The sequence below is a fragment of the Polyangium jinanense genome (assembly GCF_028435265.1).
Lineage (GTDB): Bacteria > Myxococcota_A > Polyangia > Polyangiales > Polyangiaceae > Polyangium > Polyangium jinanense.
Map to the genome: position 1 here is coordinate 13663 of NZ_JAGTJK010000083.1, position 19032 is coordinate 32694.

Consider the following 19032-nt stretch of genomic DNA (forward strand, 5'->3'; position numbering starts at 1 on the left):
TGTCGCGGCCGGTCTGGCGAGCAAAAAGCGACCGGGGAGGCGCGTGAAACGGTCGATTGGAGGACAAACGATTCCTGGCGCGCGCCTCAGTGAAAGTCGCGTGATCGCGTGGGAACGCCGCGTTTGCCGGGCGCATCGAGGCGATCGAGGGCCTCGGCGAGGAGGTGAACGACCTCCCCCTGCCGCTCGACCCGGCCTCGCACGGCCATGATCTTCGCGTACCGCGCGGCCGCGTAACTCGCCTCGAACAGGTCCTTGCGCACGATGACGTTGATCACGCCGGTCTCGTCTTCGAGCGTGACGAACGTGACGCCGCTCGCCGTGGCCGGGCGCTGTCGGCCCACCACGAGGCCCGCGACACGCACGGACTCGCCGGTGCGCCGCTCCTTGATCGAGGCCGCCGTCACCGTGCCCTCCTGTTCGAGCCGCGGACGCAAGTGCCGCAAGGGGTGGTCGTGCAGGGACAAACCCACCCGCCCGTAGTCGAGCACGAGCTGCTCGGCGGGGCGCATCTTCGGCAGGCCCACGTCCTTCTCTTCTTCGAGCGGCACCTTCGCGAAGAGCCCGTCCGGCAGCCGCGGCGCGCGGGCCCGCCAGAGCGCCTCGCGCCGGCTCGGGACGAGCGCTTCGAGCGCGCCCGCCTCCGCGAGGGCCTCGACCTCGTTCTTCTGCAGGCCCGCGCGCCGCACGAGATCCGCGACGCCCGTGAACGGCGCCTCCGCGCGCGCCCGGAGCACGCCTTCGGCCCCGCTCCAGCCGAACCCTTTTACGAGACGCATCCCGAGCCGGATCACGCCGGCGTCTTCGAGGAAGTGATCCCAGCCGCTCGACACGACACACACGGGCCGCACGATGACGCCGTGCCGCTGCGCGTCCTGGACGAGGGAGGACGGGCTGTAAAACCCCATCGGCTGGGAGTTCAGGATCGCGCAGGTGAACGCGGCCTGGTGGTGCACCTTGATCCACGCGGAGGCGTAGACGAGCAGGGCAAAACTCGCCGCGTGGGACTCGGGAAAACCGTACTCGCCGAAGCCGTGGATCTGCTGGTAGAGCTGCTCGGCGAAGCGCGCGGAAATGCCCTTTTCGGAGAAGCCGCGCAGGAGCCGCTCGCGGTGCCGCGCGAGGCGGCCGTGCTTCTTCCACGCGGCCATGTCGCGCCTCAGCTGATCGGCCTCGCCGGGCGTGTAGCCCGCGCCGACCATCGCGATCTGCATGACCTGCTCCTGGAAGAGCGGGACGCCGAGCGTGCGCGAGAGGATCTCGTCGAGGCAAGGGTGCGGCGAGATCGGCGCCTCCTGCCCGGTGCGGCGGCGCAGGTACGGGTGCACCATGCCGCCCTGGATCGGGCCCGGACGCACGAGCGCGACCTCGATCACGAGGTCGTAAAACACCTTCGGCTTGAGGCGCGGCAGCATCGACATCTGCGCGCGGCTCTCGATCTGGAAGACGCCCACGGTGTCGGCGCGCTGGATCGCCTGGTAGACGGCCGGATCCTCGGCCGGGATGCGGGCGAGCGCGTCGATCGGGTCGAAGGGTTCGTCCGGGCGCGCGCGCTCGTGGATCATCGCGAGCGTCTTGCGGATCGCGGTGAGCATGCCGAGGGCGAGGATGTCGACCTTGAAGAAGCCGAGCTCGTCGAGGTCGTCCTTGTCCCAGGGGATGACGGATCGGCCGGGCATACGCGCGGGTTCGATCGGGGCGACGTGGTGGAGCGGCGCGGCCGAGAGCACGAAGCCGCCCACGTGGATCGACAGGTGCCGCGGCATGCCTTCAAGCGCGTTCGCCAGGAAAATCACCTGCCGGAGGCGCGCGTCGTTCGGATCGAAGCCGAGCTCGGCGAGCTTCTTCTCGCTCGTGTCGGCCTCGTGGTAGAGCGCGAGCCCGCTCAGCCGATCGAGCTGATCCGTGGTCAAACCGAAGACCTTGCCGACCTCGCGGAGCGAGCTCTTGCCGCGGTAGCAGATGACCTCGGAGACCATGGCGGAGCGGTCGCGGCCGTACATCTCGTAGATGGCCTGGATGACCTCCTCGCGGCGCTCGTGCTCGAAGTCGACGTCGATGTCCGGAGGCTCGCGCCGCTCGGGCGAGAGGAAACGCTCGAAAAGCAGGCTCGATCGCGCCGGATCGACGGCCGTAACGCCGAGGACGAAGCAGACCGCGCTGTTCGCCGCGCTGCCGCGGCCCTGGCAGAGGATGCGCTTTTCCCGGGCGATCGCGACGATCTGGTGGACGCTCAGGAAGTACGCGGCGACGTCGAGCAGCTTGATGAGATCGAGCTCCTTCTCGATCTGCGCCGCGACCCTCGGCGGCGTGCCCTCGGGGTAGCGGCCCTTGCAACCCGCGTAGGTGAGGCGGCGGAGCGCGTCGTCCGGGGTTTCGCCGGGCAAACAGAGGCCCTCGCTCGGGAAGTGGTAGCGGATCTCGGCGAGCGAGAAGCGGCAGCTCTCGGCGACCTCGACGGTGCGCGCGACCCAGGCGGGTTCGTCGCGGAACAGGTTCAGCATCGAGGCGGCGCCGCGCAGGGTGGCCTCGGCGTTCGGGGCGAGCAGGGCGCCAGCCTGATCGAGCGTGGTCTTGTGACGGATGCAGGTGAGGACGTCGGCGAGGGGCTTGCGGCCGCCGTGGTGGAAGAGCGGGCGCGCGGTGGCGAGGACGGCGAGGTCGTAGCGGGCGGAGGCCTTCGTGGCGGCTTCGAGGCGGGCCGCATCGCCGCGGTCGAGGTGCCGCCAGGCGGCGAGGAAAGCGCGCTCGGCGAAGGCGTCGCGGAGCGGCCCGAGGAGCGCGTCGGTCGCGAGCGCGGGGGTCGCGAGCGGGACGAGGGCGAAGAGGCCGCGGTGCGCCTGTGCGACCTCCTCGACCGTGATGCCCGCCGTGCCCTTCTCGTGGGTCGCGTGGGCGAGGGTGAGCAGGCGGCAGAGGTTCGAATAGCCCTCGTGATCCTGGGCCAGGAGGACGACGCTGCCGCACCGGACGCCGTCCCTCTCCACGGTCAGCTCGGACCCGACGATGTACGGCTGTTCGAGCTTCTTCGCCTCCGCGTGCGCCCGCGCCGAACCGTAGAGGCCGTCCCGATCCGCAATGGCAATCGCGGACAAACCGAGCTCGTGCGCCCGCCGCACCATCTCCTCGGGCTGCGAGGCGCCTTCGAGGAACGAGAACGCCGAGCGCGCGCAGAGCTCGGCGAACGCGGGTTTTTCCGCGGGCCCTTCGGGCGGAGGCTCGGGCGAGCCACCGGAGACGACGGAGAGGGCCGGCCTTCGTCGGTTCATTCGCACCAGCCCTGGAGGTACCCTTCCCCGGTCGTCCGGTCCACGAAGACCCACGCGAGGCCGGCCGCCCGCGACGCCCCCTCGGCCTTCGGCCCCGCCGGGCCCTTCCCGCTCGTGGCGCCCGGGACGAGCCAGGCGACCCCGTAATCTCGCGAGGCCGCCGAGCTCGTCCACCACTCGACCCCGTCGAGCCGCATCACGAACCGCAAGGACTCGATGGCGTAGAGGCGGTTGTCCACGGCGACGACCGCGCCCTTCGTGATGCGGCCGATCGGGACAGGGGTCGGGAAGAGCCGCGTGGGGAGCGGTACGTCGCGATCCTCGGCGGCTTCGAGGTCGCCCGCCTGGGCGGGGGCGCGCTTCTGGTCGAGATCCCGGACGGGGACGAGCTTCGAGCGCGCCTCGGGCTTGTGGGCATGCGTCGCTTCGAGCACGCCCACGCGATCCTGGCCGATCTCGGCGGAGAGCTCGGCGAGCAGGGCCGGCAGGGCGTCCGGACGAACGGCCTTGTCGCGCGAGAGATCGATCTGGATGCGCCGCGCCTCGACGATCTGCGAGACCTCGAGGTGAACGCCGACGGCCGGCGCGAAGAGCTCGGCGCGTTCGAGCTTGGCCCGGAGCGCGCGGTGGAGGTCGTTCGCGTCGGAGAGCGGCGAGGGCAGCTCGATCGAGAGCGAGAGGACCGGCTCCTTGCCTGGATCCCGCAGGTTCGCGATGGATCGATCGAGCGGGATCGTGATCACGAGCGAGAGGCAAGCCTCGCCGCGGGCGCCGAGACGGGCCGCGAAGCGCGAGGTCATGCCGCGGAGGACGAAGAGGATCGGCTCGACGCTTCCGATCGGGTCGTCGAAACTCGTCTCCTCGACGATCGTGCGCGGGGGCGCGTACGGGACGAGCGGGAGATCGTCGCGGCCGGAGGCGAGATCGAGCACCTCGGCGGCGCGCAGGCCGAGCCTCGGCGTGAGCTCGCCGCGCGGGAGTTTCGTCAGGGCCTCGACCGTGAAGATGCCGAGCCGGCCGAAAAAGGCCGCCGTGTCGGCATCGAGCGGCAACGCCGTGAGCGGCAGCGGGCCGAGGACACGCGCGCCGGGCTTGGCGACGACCGTCGGGTGCGGGACTTTTCGCACCACGAGGGCCGATCCGCTGGCGAGAACCGGGCTCGCGGCGAACCGGGCGAGGGCGCGGGCGATGCGCGGTCCGTCGGCGATCGCGGCAAAGACCTTATGACCGAGCGCGTGGATGCGCTCGCAGAGCTCGTCGAGCAGGGCTTCCTCGCCGCCCACGAGGTGCGCCGCGCCCGTGACGTCGAGGAAGACCGTGTCGAACGGCGCGTCGCCTGCCGGGCCGCGGCGTTTGTCCTCGTCGGGGTGCTCGGGGGCGAGGCGGATCGCGGCCGTCGTTCCGAGGTCCAGACAAATCTCCGCCACGCGACCGAGCGCCGCGTCGACCTCCGTGAACGAGACGTTCTGGATCGTGAGCTCGGCGAGCGTCGCTTGCGCCTCGGCCACGCGCTGGCCGGGGCGGATCCCGTACCGAAAGGCGACCTCGTCGACGAGGTCGAGCGTGGCCGTGGCCCGGTCCTCGGCCTCCCCTCCCCCGTCCGGTTTGCCCCGGGAAAACAGCACGGCGAGCGGGGCGTCCGCGTGGCTCTCCTCGGGGGTTTGGGGCGAAGGGCGCCGAAGGCGATCCGAAGCCCCAAGCGTTGGAACGGCGCGTTGCCGCACGAGCTCGCAGCCGAGCTGGGGCAAGACCACCGCCACGATTCGCCGGCCCATCACCCGATCCTCATGCGCCCATCATGCGCTCTTTCCAAGCTCGATCGACTGCGCTCCCGTCACGCGACCGCGCCTGTCCTTGGCGACCCGCAGGCCGAGCCGATCCTCGCCGAGCCGCTCGAGCTCGATGCGCATCGCGGCCGGCAGCGGCATCGCGCGGGAGGCGGCCGCGTCCGTGAGCAAGAGGACGGTCGTGTCGCTGCCCTCGACAGCGAGGGCGAGGCGGCGGACGATCGTGACCCACCGGTCGAGCCGGGCCTCGCCGCGGCAACCGGGCACGCCGGCCGTGTCGACCACGACCACGGAGAAGGCGTGGCAGCCGGCGACGCGGACGGCGACGCGGGCGAGGTCGTCGAGGTTCGGCCGGACGACGAGCAGCCGGTCGGGATCAACGCCGGCGCGGCCGAGGGCGGGCGCGAAGAGAGATTGTGTGGGGTCGAGCCAGGCGCACCAGGCGCCGCGCGTGTCGCTCTCGCCGCGGAGGCGGGCCTCGGCTTGTGCGGAGGCGCAGAGGGACAAGGCGAGCGTCGTCGAGCGGGCGAGGCCCTGGGGCGCCGTGAGCTCGACGATGGCACCTCGCGGCAGGCCTCCCTCGGGCAAGGACGCGTCGACGGTGCGGAGGCCGAGGGGCAGGGCCTTGGCGCGACCGGAAAGGCCTTCGATCGCGGGGCGGACGAGGGCGCTCTGGAAGAGCTCCTTGTGGCGGGCGTCGGCGTCCGGGGCGAGGACCGTGGCAGCGGCGCGGTGCATACTGAACACCCTACCAGGTACCTGAACGCGGGCCAAGAAAGATGACACGAACCGGGCGCCCGTGACGGACATAGGCTGTCCGATCACGGGTGAACTTGTCCGGTGAAGACCGAAACCGGCAGGCGGAGCCCTGGTTCGTGTCCTGGACGACGGATCAGCCGAGGACCACTGAACAGACCGGACGAGGGAGGTCGAGGGGAGGTCAGCGGCGCGCCCGCGCCCCGCGCCCCGCGTTTGCTTCCGCTTCCGCCTCCGCCTCCGCTTCCGCTTCCGCGCCCGCTTCGGCCTCCGCTTCCGCGCTCGCTTCCGCGATCCGCTTCCGCTTCCGCTTCCGCGGCGCGGCCGCTTCCTCCACGGCCCGCGCGCCCGGCGACGCCGCGTGCGCCACGCCCGAGAGGCGCGACAGGAGCTCGCGGTGCTTCCTCGACCGCCGCCGCACGAGCCAGGGGAACAAAAGCCGCGGGATGAGGAACGCGAACATCAAGACGGCGACCCCGGCCAGCGCCGCGGCGAATCCATCTTTCGTGGTGGTCGCAATGGCCACCGCGGTGGGCAATCCTCCGCCGAGCCCGAAGCCGAGCCCGATGCCCAGGAACAAGGCCGCGGCGAAATTCGTGTATCGCTCCTCCACGCGGACGAGCGTCTTCCCATTGCGCGACCGCACCGTGACCGTCAATTGCCTCGGCTGCGATTGCGGGTTCACCGTGGGCGTCCAGGTCAGGGTTTTTCCCACGATCTGCACCTGCCCCGCGTCGCCCGTCACGCTGCGAATCACGTCGACGAGATCCTCGTGCGAATCCGACGTGATTTCGCCGTCGAGTTCCTCCTCGAACAGCGTCCGCAGCGGCGCGCCGAGCCACCCGCCTTGGGCCTTCGGCTCCTCGGGCGGCGCATGCTCGGCCGCCGCGCCTCGAATGGCCGTGCGCGGAATGCCGAGCTCGCCCGCGTGGCGCACGAGCTCGGCCTCGGTCATCGAGGTCTCGACGGCCTGCGTCTCGGCGTCGCGCTCGGCAAGCTCCAAGGCCCGGCGCAGGATGCGGCGCACCTCGGCGGGAGAGAGCTGTCGTTCACGGAAGGGATCGGCCATGGCGCGGAAGGATACACCGTCATCCCGGCGGTTCATGGGTGAACGCCGGCCCACGCTCTCGTGTAGGACTTTGGTCCCATAGCGCCCAGGGCCGGACGCGCTCTAGAAGGGGAGACACGCGAGCGTCGTGGAGCCTTCCGAGGCTATCCGCGGCGACGTAGACCCGGGGCGGGTCGCCTTTGCAGTGCGGGGCGACACGCCTCTCATCCCACGAGCCATGAGGAGATTATGTCGTTACAAGGTTTGATACCCCCGATCGGACTAGAGATCCCCATGACCATGTATGCGGTCAGCGTCCCCTTGCAGGTGAATGTCCTCGGCATCGTTACCCTGGACTTCAAGGGCGGGATCAGGGTCCGGGTCGAGGAGAACCTCAGTGCCGGATTGGGCGGCGTCAAGTTGAAGATCATCGGCCACGAGGTGTCGGCGGACTCCCCCGTGCTCGGGAGGGTCACCCTCTCCCAGGCCGACATCGACACGACCCCGTTGAGCCTGCTCGAGCTCGTCAGCGCTTTGCCGCCCAAGTTCCGCAACACGATCTTCCACGACTTCACGTTCACCATCGAGAAGCCGCCGGGTGGTGGCCCCCCCCTCGTGTTGAGGAACACGAAGACAGCCGCGCTGGTCAACGACAACCTGACGACTTTCCCTCCGCAGGGCTCGGTCTACCATCTCCAGCAACCGATCGATCTCGCGCCGGTCGGCGCTCCGACCCAGGTCATCGCCACGATCCAGGCGATGGCGTTCACGGTGTCGTACAACCCGTGATGCCCGCCTGATCCCCCTGGGAGAGGGTGCTGCGGCTCCGCTGCGGCAGCACCCTCTCAGGGCCCTTCGCCTTCCACCTCGGCGCCTTCGCCCGTATCGACGTCTTCGCCCCTGGCCGCGTCGGGCTTCCGGAAGAAGGACTCGACCCACGACTTCGGCAATTTCTTCGCCGTCGCGATCTTGAGCAGCTCCGCGTAGGTCGTCGTCCGCAGGGCGTTGATGCCCTCCTTCCATTCGTCGGTCTCGTTCGAGACGAGTTGCCGATTCCCTTTGGCCTTGGTGCGCACCTCGAGCGCTTCGAGCGCGGCTTTGCTGACCGTGTCGATCGGCGTCGCGAAGGGGGAAAGCTCGTGATTCGGGCCGAGCTTTTTGGCCTCGGGCAGCAGCACTTCGCGCGTCTTCTCGCATTGGTCGCGCAGCCCCTTGCGCACGAATTGCCCCGGGGCCGCGCCGCCGAAGAACTTCGCGAGGAGCTCCGGCACGAATGCGCGCACGGCGGCGGCGAAGCGCTTCGTGAGCGAATCGAGCCGCTCGTTGCGGACCGCGACCACCGCCTCGGCCCGGGTCACCCCCCGGCGCGCCGCGCGCTCCTGCGCGAAGAGGCTCTCCCACTCGCCGATGGCCTCGGCGAAGGGCGGGGCGAGCACGGCGGCGTCCTCGTCGGCGGCGAGTCCCGACTCGGTGAATTCGAGCTCGTCGAGGAAATAAAGCAGACCATAGGTGATCGGAATCTGACGCATGGCGAGTGTGCTACCGGACCAGGCCCCGCCACGTCAAGCGAAAGGAGCCGACGCGCCTCGCCTACCCCCGTGCGCTTCGTGGAGGGACCCGAAACACGCGTCGCTTGGCGCCGTGCACGTCGAGCGGGCGAAGAGGAGACGCGTGATCTGCCGGCGAACAGGCCGTGACCTCGGGAGGATCACGTCTCGTCTTGGCGAGCGCGGGCCGCGCGCGGGCGAGGATCAGGGACGTTGTTCCTGGGTGATTTTCGTGGAGCAGGAGAGAGACGGGTTCGTCTGGCTCGGCGAAGCCGGAGAGTGGAGGAGGATCGCGTCTGGGCGACGGATCCGCCGTCCACGCGCTCGGGTCGCGCCGCTCTTGCGGGGCGGTTAGACTGCCAAACATGGGGGCGATGGCGATGAAGTTCACGGCGTCCTTGGGGCTCGCCCTCGGCTTGGGATGCGTGTTCACGCCGCTCGGCTGCGCGAGCGGCCCGCAAGGGACGAGGATGGGGCCGAGCCATCGCTCTTCGGACGGTCCAAGCGTCCCGGCGTCCACGGTCGCCCGGCTCACGGAGTGCGCCGAGCAGGGCGCGGGGCGCCTGACGGATACGCACTACGCCATCATGTTCGACGTCGCCGTGAAGGAGGACGGCGAGATCCACGAAGCCAAGATCCGGGAGTCGCTGATCGGCGATCGGGAGATCGAGTCGTGCATGACGCAAGCGCTCCTGGCCATGTCGTTGCCTGGGGTCGTCACCCCGCTGCGCCCCTCGGCGACCGTCTCCCGCGGCACGATGTCCCCGGACGCCCGCGTCCCGATGGGCAACGTCCTGGTCCTTCCCGTCGCCGTGAACCTGGTGCCGATCGTGCTCGTCGCTGCCGGGGTGACGATCGTCGTGGCCGTCACCGTACACGCCATCAGCGGGCTGGCAACGAGGGACGACGCGACCGACGAGGAGGCGGAGAAGGAGCGGTGCAAGAAGGTGCTCGAGAAGTGCATCGAGAAATGTACAAGGGAAGCCATCCCATCGGGCTCGCCGAGCGGGGACCCATTTTTCAAGTGTCGTAGACAATGCCTGCAAGCGGAGAATTGTTGGGGAGTAAAGCTGTATTGAGGAGGGAGACTGACACCGAATGGAAAAAAGCATCGCAAACGAGATTCTAACGGCGCTCCACGAGTCCTCTTACGTCGTCGACAAGACCCTCGGCGAGCTGAAGGGTGCGTGCCCAGAGGAGCCCTTCCACGCTTGCGCCTTGCTCTTGGGGACTGTGATGTCCGACATGTTCGACACCGTGATGGCACCCATTTATGACGCGCATCCAGACCTCGCCCCGGACTGGTACCGCGAGGGGTCGCCACTGGGAAGGCCGCAGGGCAAGAACTTGAAGTTACCGCCGGAGGCTCGACAAGCGCTGCTCACCGCATTCGAGACCGCGTATGAGAAGGTTCAATCAGCCGCCGGCCGCTTGTCGAAGCTTTCGGATCCCCTGGAAGTCGCCATGTACAGTCAGGGGTTTCATCAAATCTCGGTCGCCTTGTGCCGCGCAAGGGTGACGTTGCTCATGGCAGAGCCGGAATAAATCATGATGGACCGCGAGAGTGACCGGGGAACGGCATGACGTCGAAGAGAACTGCACCGACGCCCTTCGCAGGCCAGATGTACCTCCGGAGCGTGTACGCCGTCGCCGAGCGTATCCCCGACGAGCCACGTTTCCCGTACAATTTGCCGTTCGTCCGCGGCCTCGACCTCGGGCTCGATCAGCCGGTCACCTTCTTCGTGGGCGAGAACGGCTCCGGGAAATCGACGCTGCTCGAAGCGATCGCGGACCTCTGCGGCCTGCACGTGGGCGGCGGAGCGAACACCGACGTGCTCGCCAGCTATCACGAGAGCGGCTCCGAGCTCGCCCGCGTGCTGCGCCCGCGCTTCCGTCATCGCCCCAGGGACGGCTTCTTCTTCCGCGCCGAGACGCTCGTGAACTTCGCGACGCTCCTCGAGGAACGAAAACGCGATCCGGATTTTCTCGGCGATCCCTACATGCACTACGGCGGCAAATCGCTGCACCTCCGGTCCCACGGCGAGGCGTTCCTCACCGTGTTCCAAGAGCGCGTGCACGAGGGGCTCTTCCTCATCGACGAGCCGGAGGCGGCGCTGTCACCGCAACGCCAGCTCACGCTGCTCTATCTGCTCCGTGATCGCGTCGAGCGCGGCCGGGCGCAGTTCATCATCGCCACGCACTCACCAATCCTGCTCACGTTCCCAGGCGCCGTCATCATCGACTTCGACGACCCCGCATTGCCTCACGTCGCACTGCAGGAGACGAGGCATTACCAGATCACGCGAGGGATCCTGGAGCGCCCCGAGCGGTACTGGAAGCCGGACGGGTGAAGCCGTTCATGGCCTGAGCATTGGTCTCGTCTGGGAGGCGCTTCGCTGGGGCTTTGCCCCAGGCCCCACCGGGGCTATCCGCCCCTGGACCCGGACCAGCGCAAGCGCTGGACCCGGGGTCGATGAACTGCGCGATGCGCAGTTCATCGAACAGGCCAGGTCAAGACCAGCGACGACCCCGCCCATCAAGACCGCGGCGCTGACGATTCAACAGGCAACTTGCCCGTCGCCAGCGTGAAACGCACCTTCATGGTCTTGCCACCGGCCTGTTGGAAGAACTGCGCGATGCGCAGTTCTTCCACGAACGGTCCAGGGCTTGCCCTGGTTCGGGTCGAGGGGCGAACAGCCCCCGCGGGGCCCGGGGCAGCGCCCCGGCGCGGCGGGCCCAAGAAGAGACCAATGCTCAGGCTCATGGCAGAGGTGGAATCGCCCATGCAGGCGAGTGGAAGAGGATCACGCCCGAGGCGACGATCCGCCCTCGTCTCTCGCACGTCATGGCACGGGGCAATACTGGTTCCAGACCCGGACGAGACCGAATCGCGCCTCCGTCAGCAGGCTCCCGCGGGCCTTGCAGAAACCCTGGGCCCATAGGCGACACAGCATAGGGGCCTGCCAAAACCGGTCGGACCTATGCCCATTGCAACAACGCGCGCGGCACATCTGCCCCTGCGCCACGAGCGCCGATGTCCCCTCGCCCGTCGCCTCCTCTGGATAGGTGAGCTCGTCCGCGCTCGCGGAGGAGGCCACGAGGGCCACGAGGCCCATTCCCACCAGAACCCTGCGCATGAACGCCTGGCGCTTCATGCCCGGACGTATCGCAACGTCCGTACCGCTCCTGGGTGCGCCCGGCCGCCACGAACTTGCCCCCTCGCCCGCGGCCACGTTAGGAGCCGCCTCGCCCGGAAGAACCCACCGAGGAGAGATCGATGAAGACGAAAGGCAAGAAGGCAGCGCAAAAGAAGAGCGAAGCAGGCAAGAAGGGCGCGAAAACCGCCGCAGCCGCCGCCATCGCGGAGTCGATCGCGCCGCCGCCCGTCGCCGTCGCGCCCACGCCCGCAGCAGAGCCGGCCGCGACCGACGAGGATTCCAAAGCGCCCGCCGCCTCCGAGCGCAGGCCCATCTCGATCGAAGAACGCCGCCGGATGATCGCGCTCGCCGCGTATCGCCGGGCCGAGACGCTCGGATTCGGGAAGACCAATCCCGTCGAGGACTGGCTCGTCGCCGAGCGCGAGATCGACGCCATGCTCACCTTCGGAGTCCACATCTGAGCGAGGAGGCAACGCCTCCCCCGGCGCCACCCGCCGCAGCCGATCCGGGCCGGCTGCGCGAGGTGGCGCTCTTGTTTTTACGCCTCGGATTCACCTCGTTCGGCGGCCCCGCCGCGCACGTCGCGCTCATGGAGGCCGAGGTCGTCGTCCGCCGGAAATGGGTGACGCGCGAAGAGTTTCTGGATCTCTTCGCCGCGACGAACCTGATCCCCGGGCCGAACTCGACCGAAATGGCGATTCATCTCGGCTATCGCCGCGCCGGAACGCCGGGGCTCGTGGCTGCCGGAGCCTGCTTCATTCTGCCGGCCGCGCTGATCACGGCCGGGTTCGCAATGGCCTACGAGCGTCTGCGCACGCTCCCCGCCCTCGAAGGGCTGCTTTATGGCCTGAAGCCCGCGATGCTCTCGATCGTGCTCGCGGCCATGGCGCGGCTCGTCCTGCCTCGAAAGAAGGATTATTTCTTCCTTTCGCTCGGCCTCGCCGCGGCCGCGGCGAGCGTGCTCGGCGTGAACGAGATCGGCGTGCTCTTCGGAGGCGCGGCGCTCGGCGCAATCGTCCCGGGCTCGAAGAAGCCGCCCGAAAAGCCGGCCGCGGAGACGAAAAAGGCGGGGTCGTCGCCCGCCGTGCTCGCCTTTCCCCTTGCCGCTTCCGCGGCCGCGGGCGGGGGAAAGCTCCTGCCGCTCGGGCTGTTTTTCCTCAAAGTCGGAAGCATCCTCTACGGCAGCGGATACGTGCTGATCGCGCTGCTCCGCGCAGGGCTCGTGACCGAGCGGGGCTGGCTCACCGAGGCGGAGCTACTCGACGCGGTCGCGATCGGCCAGTTCACGCCGGGGCCCGTGCTCTCCACCGCGACATTCATCGGCTACCTGATCGAAGGCCCCGCCGGCGCAGCCGTCGCCACACTCGCCATCTTCCTCCCAAGCTTCGTGTTCGTTCGCGCGAGCGCGCCGATCCTGCCGAAGATGCGCGCCGCGCCCCGCCTCGCAGGCCTGCTCGACGGCGCCGCCGCCGCCTCGCTCGGCCTGCTCGTCGCCGCCACGATCGCCCTCGGCCGCGGCGCGCTCGTCGATCTGCCCGCATGGCTGATCCTCGCCGCCGCCTTGCCCGTCGCGATGCAGCCAAAGATCAATGCGACGTGGATCGTCATCGGCGGCGCGCTCGCCGGTCTTGCCGTTCGCGCCGTGCTCGGACATTCGCCGTAAAACCGGAATCTCGTTCGCCCGACTTCACGGGCAAATCAAGAGAAACCGGCTGCACGTTTCGACGCACTGCGCTACCGTCCGGCCGCCATGATCGTCATGAAGTTCGGCGGCAGCTCCGTCGCCAACCGCAAGCAGATCGAGAAGGTGCTCGCGATCGTCCGCGGGCGCGCGGCGCGTACGCCGCTCGTCGTGAGCTCGGCCCACAAAGGCATGACCGACGCGCTGCTCTCGGGCGCGCGCGAGGCCGCCCGCGGCGTCTACGCCCCCGAGCGCGTGATCGAGCGCCAGACCGCGATCGCCCGCGAGCTCGGCTGCGACGACGCCCTGCTCGCGCCCTTTTTCGAGGAGATCTCGGCCCTCTACCGGGGCCTGTCGCTCGTGCGGGAGCTCAGCTTGCGCAGCCTCGACTACGCCGCGAGCTTCGGCGAGCGCATGGCCGTGCGGGTCATCGCCGACTTCTTCACGCGACAAGGTTTTCCGGCGCAGGCCTTCGACGTCTGGGATCTCGGCTTCCTCACGGACGCGGCGTTCGGCTCGGCGCGTCCCCTGCCCGGCTACGAGGCCGCGATGCAGCGCGCGGTGCGCGAGCGCGTGCCGGCCGGCGTCGTGCCGATCGTGACGGGCTTCGTCGGGAAAACCGAGGCCGGCGACATCACGACCGTCGGCCGCAACGGCAGTGATCTCACGGCGACGCTCGTCGGCGCCGCGATCGCCGCCGAGGAGGTCGAGATCTGGAGCGACACCGACGGCGTGATGACCGCGGATCCGAGCGTCGTGAAGAAGGCCCGCTCGATCTCCGAGATGCGCTTCGACGAGGCCGCGGAGCTCGCCTACTTCGGCAGCCGCGTCCTGCACCCGTCGACGCTCGTTCCGGCGATGCAGAAGAACATCCCGGTCCGCGTGCTCAACACGAACCGGCCCGAGCACCCCGGCACGGTCATCCGCGAGTCCGCGCCCGCGAGCGAGCTGCCCGCGACGAGCATCGCCTACAAGGAAGGGCAGCTCGCCGTGACGATGCTGTCGACGCGCATGTTCGGGGCGGCGGGTTTCCTCGGCGAGGCGTTCCAGGCGCTCGGGCGGCACGAGGTCGTGGTCGACATGATCGCGACCTCGGAGGTGAGCGTGTCGTTCACGACGGACCGGCGCGAGCCTCTGGAGCGCGCGCTTTCGGACCTCGAGCGGCTCGGCGAGGTGCGGGTCGAGGCGGGAAAGACGCTGATGGTCGTGGTGGGCCGGAAGCTCGCGGAGCAGGCGGGGCTTGGCGCGGCGATCTTGCAGGCCGTCGCGGACGCAGGCGTGAACGTGGAAATGGTGAGTTACGGCATGAAGAGCATCAGCCTGACGATGCTCGTGGCCGACAAGGACGTAGGCGCGGCGGCCGCGGTGCTGCACGAGAGGCTCTTCGAGCGCGCTTGACGCCGGCCGCCGTGTGGTCGATTGCAGGGCGATGAAGAAGATCGCCCTGTTCTGGCCCGGCGACGCGCGGGCCAAGCCCAACGAGGTCGCTGTCCCCAGCATCACGGCCGCGACGATCCAGATGGAGCGCGCGCTCCAGAAGCTCGGCCATTCGCCCTACCGGGTCGAAGGGTTCCTGTCCAAACCCCACGAGTCCATCGAGAAGCTCGGGCCGATCGACGATCCGATGATCGGCGTGTGCGTGCACTGGTTTTACGGGCCACACACGACGGACGGCGTGGTCGGCAAGGAAAACCCCTTGCTCCTGGCCTCGAATTTCTCGGGCCGCTGGCCGGGTCTCGTGGGCCTCCTGAACACGGGCGCCTGCCTGGAGAGCCTGGATCGGCCGTTCTCGCGGATCTGGACGGACGCGGAGGACTGGACCGCAGACAAGGCATTCATGGATCGGCTCGATACATGGTGTCGGACGGGCCGCCTCACCTGGCCCGAGGACGCGATCCGCGAGCCCGGCCCGGTCGCGCCGGCGGCGGAGGCGATCGCCCGGAAGGTGGCCGCGGAGATCCACAAGCGGCGGGTGCTCCTGCTCATGCTCGGCGACACCTCGATGGGCATGATCAACGGGTATTTCGGGCCGCGGCTCCTGAACAAGCACGGGTTCACGGAGCACAAGATCGATCAGGCCTGGATCATCGATCGGGGCCGCGGAATCTCGGAAAAACGGATCGACGACGCGCTCCGGTTCGTGAAGGATCGGGGGCTCACGTTCCACTGGGGCGAGAACGGCGCGGCCGATTTCGACGAGCGCGCCACGCGCGAGCAGCTCCGCGATTACCTCGTGGTGCTCGACATGGTGAACGAATACAAGGCCGATTGTCTGGGCTGGCAATACCAGCTCGGGCTGATCCCGCTGCGCCCGCCCTCGGACCTCGCCGAGGGCCTGTTCAACTCGGCCTGCCGGCCCGAATCGAACGGCACGACGATCGCGTGTGCGACCGAGGCCGATCAGGGCAACGCCATCCCGATGGAGCTGATGAAGCGTCTCCTGCGGGAAAAAGGCCTGCACGAGGCCGTGATGTTCCACGACGTGCGCTGGGGAGCCGAGCACGAGGGGCGATTCTTGTGGGTGCTCCTGAACTCGGGATCGTGCGGCGCATACGCGTTCAACCACGACAAGGACACGCTGCGCGGCGCGCATAGCTACAGGCAGCCGGCGATGTATTTCCCGACGCCGGGCGGCACGCTCGCGGGCGAGAGTTTGCCCGGGGCCATGACCTGGGCGCGCACGTACATCAAGGAAGGCGCGCTCTGGATGGATATCGGCAAGGGTGAAGTGGTAAAACTCCCGCCCGCGGTGCGTGATGCCTGGTGGGAGGGCACGACGCGGGAATGGCCGTTCATGGCCGCGGATATGGGCATCGGCCGCGATACGCTGATGGCGCATTACCTCTCGAACCACGTGGCCGTGGCCTACGGGGACGTGTTCGACGAGATGGTCGCGCTGTCGCGCGAGCTCGGCTTCAAGGTACGAATCCTGGCCGATCGGGCGGGCTAGGGCGCACGAACGCTCCGCTCGGTCGGTATCTTTTTCAGGGATATCGACCGGGCGTAGGCGAGCGAGACGAGAATGCAGTCCACGTTGCCAACGTGTTGCGTTCTCGTTAGCCTTGTCGAGCGAGACGGAAGCGCCTCGGTTCCGCCGTTCCGAGCGAGGGTCGATGCAAACAGCCGACGAATGCCGCGCAGCGCGGCTCGAGGCCCCCCGGAGCGATCATGTCGGGCCGGGGCCCGGGAAGACGTGGCCGCACGCCTACGGCCTCTCGATCGCAGTCATGCTCGTCATCGTCCTCGTCCGGTTCTCCCTGGAACCGTGGTTGGACGGCAATGCTCCCCTCCTCGCCCTGCTCCTGCCCGTAGCCATCGCCGCCGCGTACGGCGGGCTCTGGGCGGGCATCTTCACCACGTGTCTCTGCGGGTTCCTCGGGCTCGTGCTCTTCCTGAGCCCGCTCGGCAGTCTGCACGTCGATTCGCTCGCGGATCAGGCGCGCCTCGCCCTGTTCGTGATCACGGGGCTCGGCATCAGCGTGCTCAACGAGCGAGCGCGGCGCGCGCGAGAGGCCGCCGTTTCGCGTGATCTCGAAGCGCGTATTCGAGCCGAGGCCGAGGTTCGTCGTCGCAATGCGGAGCTCGAACGGAGCATCGCCGAACGCGCGGCCGCGCTGGAAGCGAGCGAGCGCGAGGTCATGGCTTCCCTCCGGGTCGCGCGAAGGGCCGAGGAGGCGCTGCGGGAGAGCGAGGCCGTCGCGCGCCGCCAGCTCGCCGAGCTCGAAGCGACGTATGCCGCCGCGCCGATCGGGCTCTGCGTGCTCGATCGGGAGCTCCGCTGGGTACGAATCAACCAGCGGCTCGCCGAGATCAACGGCATTTCCTCCGCCGCGCACATCGGCCGCTCGGTGCGCGAGCTTCTGCCGAACATCGCGGACGTGGCCGAGCCGATGCTGCGCCAAATCCTGGAGACGGGCGTGCCACAAAAGGACGTGGAGCTCGTCGGCGAGACGCCCGCCCAGCCCGGCAAGAAGCGGGTCTGGATGGAGAGCTTTTTCCCGCTGCGGGATGCGAGCGGGACCATCGTCGGCATCAACGTGGTCTGCGAGGAGGTCACCGAGCAAAGGGAGGCCGCAGCCGCCCTCGCCGAGAGCGCGGATCGGCTGCGCATGGCGCTCGACGGGGCGAAGGCCGGGTGGTGGGAGTACGACGTCGCGAGCGACCTCTACACGTGGTCCGACACCCAGTACGAGCTCTACGGGCACGACCTGAAGAACCGCCCGCTCCGCCTCGCCGACTGGCGCAGCCGGGTGCATCCGGCCGACCTGCCGGAGGCCGACGCCGACATGGCTCGTCGCACGGCGGAGCGGAGGCCAGACTTCACGCACGAGTTCCGCATCCTGCACCCGGAGAAAGGCGAGCGCTGGATCCATTCGCTCGGGCGCATCACCTACGACGAGGAAGGCAAGCTGGCCCGGATCGTGGGGATCAGCCGCGACGTGACCGAGGAGAAGAAGGCCGCCATCGAGCGTCTGTTCCTGCTGGAGAGCGAGCGCGCAGCGCGAGCCGAGGCCGAGCGGGCGAGCCGCATGAAGGACGAGTTCCTCGCGACGCTGTCGCACGAGCTGCGCACACCGCTGAACGCGATCCTCGGCTGGGCGCAGCTCGTGCAACGGCCCGGGATCCGGCCGGAGCAGCTCGCCAAGGGGCTCGCCGTGATCGAGCGGAACACGCACCTCCAGGCGCAGCTCATCAACGATCTGCTCGACGTGAGCCGCATCGTCGCAGGCAAGATCCACGTGGAGCTCGAGCCAACGCAGCTCTCGCCCGTGGTGGAAGCCGCCATCGAGGCCTGTCGCGCCTCCGCGGAAGCCAAGGGCGTCGCACTGCGCGGGCCCCCGGATCCAGCGCGCGTCGCGGTGCGCGGCGACCCGGCGCGCCTGCAGCAGATCGTGTGGAACCTGGTCTCGAACGCAATCAAGTTCACGCCGAAGGGCGGGCGCGTCGAGGTCAACCTGAAGCAAGAGGGCGAGGGCGCAGTGATCACCGTGCGGGACACGGGTCAGGGCATCGCGCCCGAGTTCCTTCCGTTTCTGTTCGAACGATTCCGCCAGGCCGACTCCTCGATGGCGCGGCGGCACGGCGGTCTCGGCCTGGGGCTTTCCATCGTGAAGCGTCTCGTCGAGCTGCACGGGGGCGTGGTGTGCGCCGAGAGCGAGGGCCACGGCAAAGGCGCAACGTTCAAGGTCGAGCTGCCCTGCGAGGCCAGCGAGCGCAGCCGTCCCCCCTCGCGGCTGCCCCCAAGCGTGCGCGCAAACGATCCGCGAAACCTGCAAGGCGTGGCGGTGCTCGTGGTCGACGACGAGGCCGATTCACGGGAGCTCGTGAAGCGCGTGCTGGAGGAGCACGAGGCAGTCGTGTGCACAGCCTCCTCGGCCGCGGAGGCGCTCGACGTGTCGGCATCGCAGACGATCGATCTCATCGTGAGCGACATCGGCATGCCAGACATGGATGGATACGCGCTCCTGCGGGAGCTCCGGGCGCGCCGGAACGGGCACGGAAAGGAGGTCGTCGCCGTCGCAGTGACCGCATTCGCGCGGCCAGAGGACCGAGAACGCGCACTCGCCGCAGGCTACCGCGCGCACCTCGCGAAGCCGTTCGAGCCCTCCGAGCTGGTGTCGTTGCTCGCAGGGCTGCGCGAGGCGAGTTAGGGGTTTTCACGGCGTTGCGCCGGGGTTTCACCCCGGGCCCGACCAGGGGTTGTCCACCCCTGGACCCGGACCAGCGCAAGCGCTGGACCGGTGGTGGATCGACCGCGATGCGGTCGATCCAAGGGGCATCGGTTC

General features: G+C 69.0%; 15 protein-coding genes. 9 read left to right on the forward strand and 6 right to left on the reverse strand.

The window, feature by feature from the left end; genetic code table 11:
* Positions 1–86 precede the first annotated feature (86 nt).
* The 4 genes from KEG38_RS51255 to KEG38_RS51270 all read right to left on the reverse strand — a co-directional run bounded on the left by KEG38_RS51255 (position 87) and on the right by KEG38_RS51270 (position 6881).
* Entirely contained in the window at positions 87–3269 is a 3183-nt protein-coding gene (locus KEG38_RS51255) for an error-prone DNA polymerase (RefSeq protein WP_272428251.1), read from the reverse strand.
* Positions 3266–5044 (reverse strand): DNA polymerase Y family protein, encoded by a 1779-nt coding sequence (locus KEG38_RS51260; protein ID WP_272428252.1) that lies wholly within the window; start codon positions 5042–5044, stop codon positions 3266–3268. Before KEG38_RS51260 ends, KEG38_RS51255 begins: the two co-directional genes overlap by 4 nt.
* Before the next feature lie 21 nt (positions 5045–5065).
* Positions 5066–5794 (reverse strand): ImuA family protein, encoded by a 729-nt coding sequence (locus KEG38_RS51265; RefSeq protein WP_272428253.1) that lies wholly within the window; start codon positions 5792–5794, stop codon positions 5066–5068.
* Positions 5795–5996: 202 nt separating this feature from the next.
* Positions 5997–6881, reverse strand: a complete 885-nt coding sequence (locus tag KEG38_RS51270) for a hypothetical protein (RefSeq protein ID WP_272428254.1) — start codon at positions 6879–6881, stop codon at positions 5997–5999.
* Positions 6882–7154: 273 nt separating this feature from the next.
* On the opposite strand from KEG38_RS51270, the gene KEG38_RS51275 reads away from it, so the two are divergent.
* On the forward strand, positions 7155–7649 hold the full coding sequence (locus KEG38_RS51275) for a hypothetical protein (protein ID WP_272428255.1): 495 nt from the start codon (positions 7155–7157) through the stop codon (positions 7647–7649).
* 56 nt (positions 7650–7705) lie between these two features.
* Here the strand turns inward: KEG38_RS51275 and KEG38_RS51280 are convergent, their stop codons facing one another.
* Positions 7706–8389, reverse strand: a complete 684-nt coding sequence (locus tag KEG38_RS51280; RefSeq protein ID WP_272428256.1) for a hypothetical protein — start codon at positions 8387–8389, stop codon at positions 7706–7708.
* A 383-nt stretch (positions 8390–8772) separates the two neighbouring features.
* On the opposite strand from KEG38_RS51280, the gene KEG38_RS51285 reads away from it, so the two are divergent.
* From KEG38_RS51285 to KEG38_RS51295, 3 genes are read left to right on the forward strand one after another with little or no spacing between them, the layout of a single operon-like run.
* Complete coding sequence (locus KEG38_RS51285; protein ID WP_272428257.1) at positions 8773–9486, forward strand: hypothetical protein; 714 nt, start codon at positions 8773–8775, stop codon at positions 9484–9486.
* Positions 9487–9505: 19 nt separating this feature from the next.
* The gene (locus KEG38_RS51290; protein ID WP_272428258.1) at positions 9506–9952 is read left to right on the forward strand and encodes a hypothetical protein; all 447 of its coding nucleotides are present in this window, start codon (positions 9506–9508) and stop codon (positions 9950–9952) included.
* 35 nt (positions 9953–9987) lie between these two features.
* Entirely contained in the window at positions 9988–10758 is a 771-nt protein-coding gene (locus KEG38_RS51295; RefSeq protein WP_272428259.1) for an AAA family ATPase, read from the forward strand.
* 492 nt (positions 10759–11250) lie between these two features.
* Here the strand turns inward: KEG38_RS51295 and KEG38_RS51300 are convergent, their stop codons facing one another.
* Positions 11251–11562, reverse strand: coding sequence for a hypothetical protein (locus KEG38_RS51300; RefSeq protein ID WP_272426678.1), 312 nt, complete (start codon positions 11560–11562; stop codon positions 11251–11253).
* 122 nt (positions 11563–11684) lie between these two features.
* Here KEG38_RS51300 and KEG38_RS51305 point away from each other — a divergent pair, with 122 nt between their 5' ends.
* The 5 genes from KEG38_RS51305 (at position 11685) to KEG38_RS51325 (ending at position 18897) form a co-directional block, all read left to right on the forward strand.
* Positions 11685–12026 (forward strand): DUF2934 domain-containing protein, encoded by a 342-nt coding sequence (locus KEG38_RS51305; RefSeq protein WP_272426677.1) that lies wholly within the window; start codon positions 11685–11687, stop codon positions 12024–12026.
* Positions 12027–12088: 62 nt separating this feature from the next.
* A complete protein-coding gene (gene chrA, locus KEG38_RS51310; RefSeq protein ID WP_308215657.1) occupies positions 12089–13228 on the forward strand; it encodes a chromate efflux transporter in 1140 nt (379 codons plus the stop codon).
* Between the two features lie 87 nt (positions 13229–13315).
* Positions 13316–14644, forward strand: coding sequence for an aspartate kinase (locus KEG38_RS51315; RefSeq protein ID WP_272426675.1), 1329 nt, complete (start codon positions 13316–13318; stop codon positions 14642–14644).
* Positions 14645–14675: 31 nt separating this feature from the next.
* Positions 14676–16196, forward strand: coding sequence for a hypothetical protein (locus KEG38_RS51320; RefSeq protein ID WP_272426674.1), 1521 nt, complete (start codon positions 14676–14678; stop codon positions 16194–16196).
* Between the two features lie 163 nt (positions 16197–16359).
* Entirely contained in the window at positions 16360–18897 is a 2538-nt protein-coding gene (locus KEG38_RS51325) for a hybrid sensor histidine kinase/response regulator (RefSeq protein WP_272426673.1), read from the forward strand.
* The last annotated feature ends 135 nt before the right edge of the window (positions 18898–19032 follow it).

Bases quoted from the DNA above. Each gene is read 5' to 3' on its own strand.
- KEG38_RS51255 (WP_272428251.1), bottom strand. From the start codon at position 3,269: ATGAACCGACGAAGGCCGGCCCTCTCCGTCGTCTCCGGTGGCTCGCCC.
- KEG38_RS51260 (WP_272428252.1), bottom strand. From the start codon at position 5,044: ATGGGCCGGCGAATCGTGGCGGTGGTCTTGCCCCAGCTCGGCTGCGAG.
- KEG38_RS51265 (WP_272428253.1), bottom strand. From the start codon at position 5,794: ATGCACCGCGCCGCTGCCACGGTCCTCGCCCCGGACGCCGACGCCCGC.
- KEG38_RS51270 (WP_272428254.1), bottom strand. From the start codon at position 6,881: ATGGCCGATCCCTTCCGTGAACGACAGCTCTCTCCCGCCGAGGTGCGC.
- KEG38_RS51275 (WP_272428255.1), top strand. From the start codon at position 7,155: ATGACCATGTATGCGGTCAGCGTCCCCTTGCAGGTGAATGTCCTCGGC.
- KEG38_RS51280 (WP_272428256.1), bottom strand. From the start codon at position 8,389: ATGCGTCAGATTCCGATCACCTATGGTCTGCTTTATTTCCTCGACGAG.
- KEG38_RS51285 (WP_272428257.1), top strand. From the start codon at position 8,773: ATGGGGGCGATGGCGATGAAGTTCACGGCGTCCTTGGGGCTCGCCCTC.
- KEG38_RS51290 (WP_272428258.1), top strand. From the start codon at position 9,506: ATGGAAAAAAGCATCGCAAACGAGATTCTAACGGCGCTCCACGAGTCC.
- KEG38_RS51295 (WP_272428259.1), top strand. From the start codon at position 9,988: ATGACGTCGAAGAGAACTGCACCGACGCCCTTCGCAGGCCAGATGTAC.
- KEG38_RS51300 (WP_272426678.1), bottom strand. From the start codon at position 11,562: ATGAAGCGCCAGGCGTTCATGCGCAGGGTTCTGGTGGGAATGGGCCTC.
- KEG38_RS51305 (WP_272426677.1), top strand. From the start codon at position 11,685: ATGAAGACGAAAGGCAAGAAGGCAGCGCAAAAGAAGAGCGAAGCAGGC.
- KEG38_RS51315 (WP_272426675.1), top strand. From the start codon at position 13,316: ATGATCGTCATGAAGTTCGGCGGCAGCTCCGTCGCCAACCGCAAGCAG.
- KEG38_RS51320 (WP_272426674.1), top strand. From the start codon at position 14,676: ATGAAGAAGATCGCCCTGTTCTGGCCCGGCGACGCGCGGGCCAAGCCC.
- KEG38_RS51325 (WP_272426673.1), top strand. From the start codon at position 16,360: ATGCAAACAGCCGACGAATGCCGCGCAGCGCGGCTCGAGGCCCCCCGG.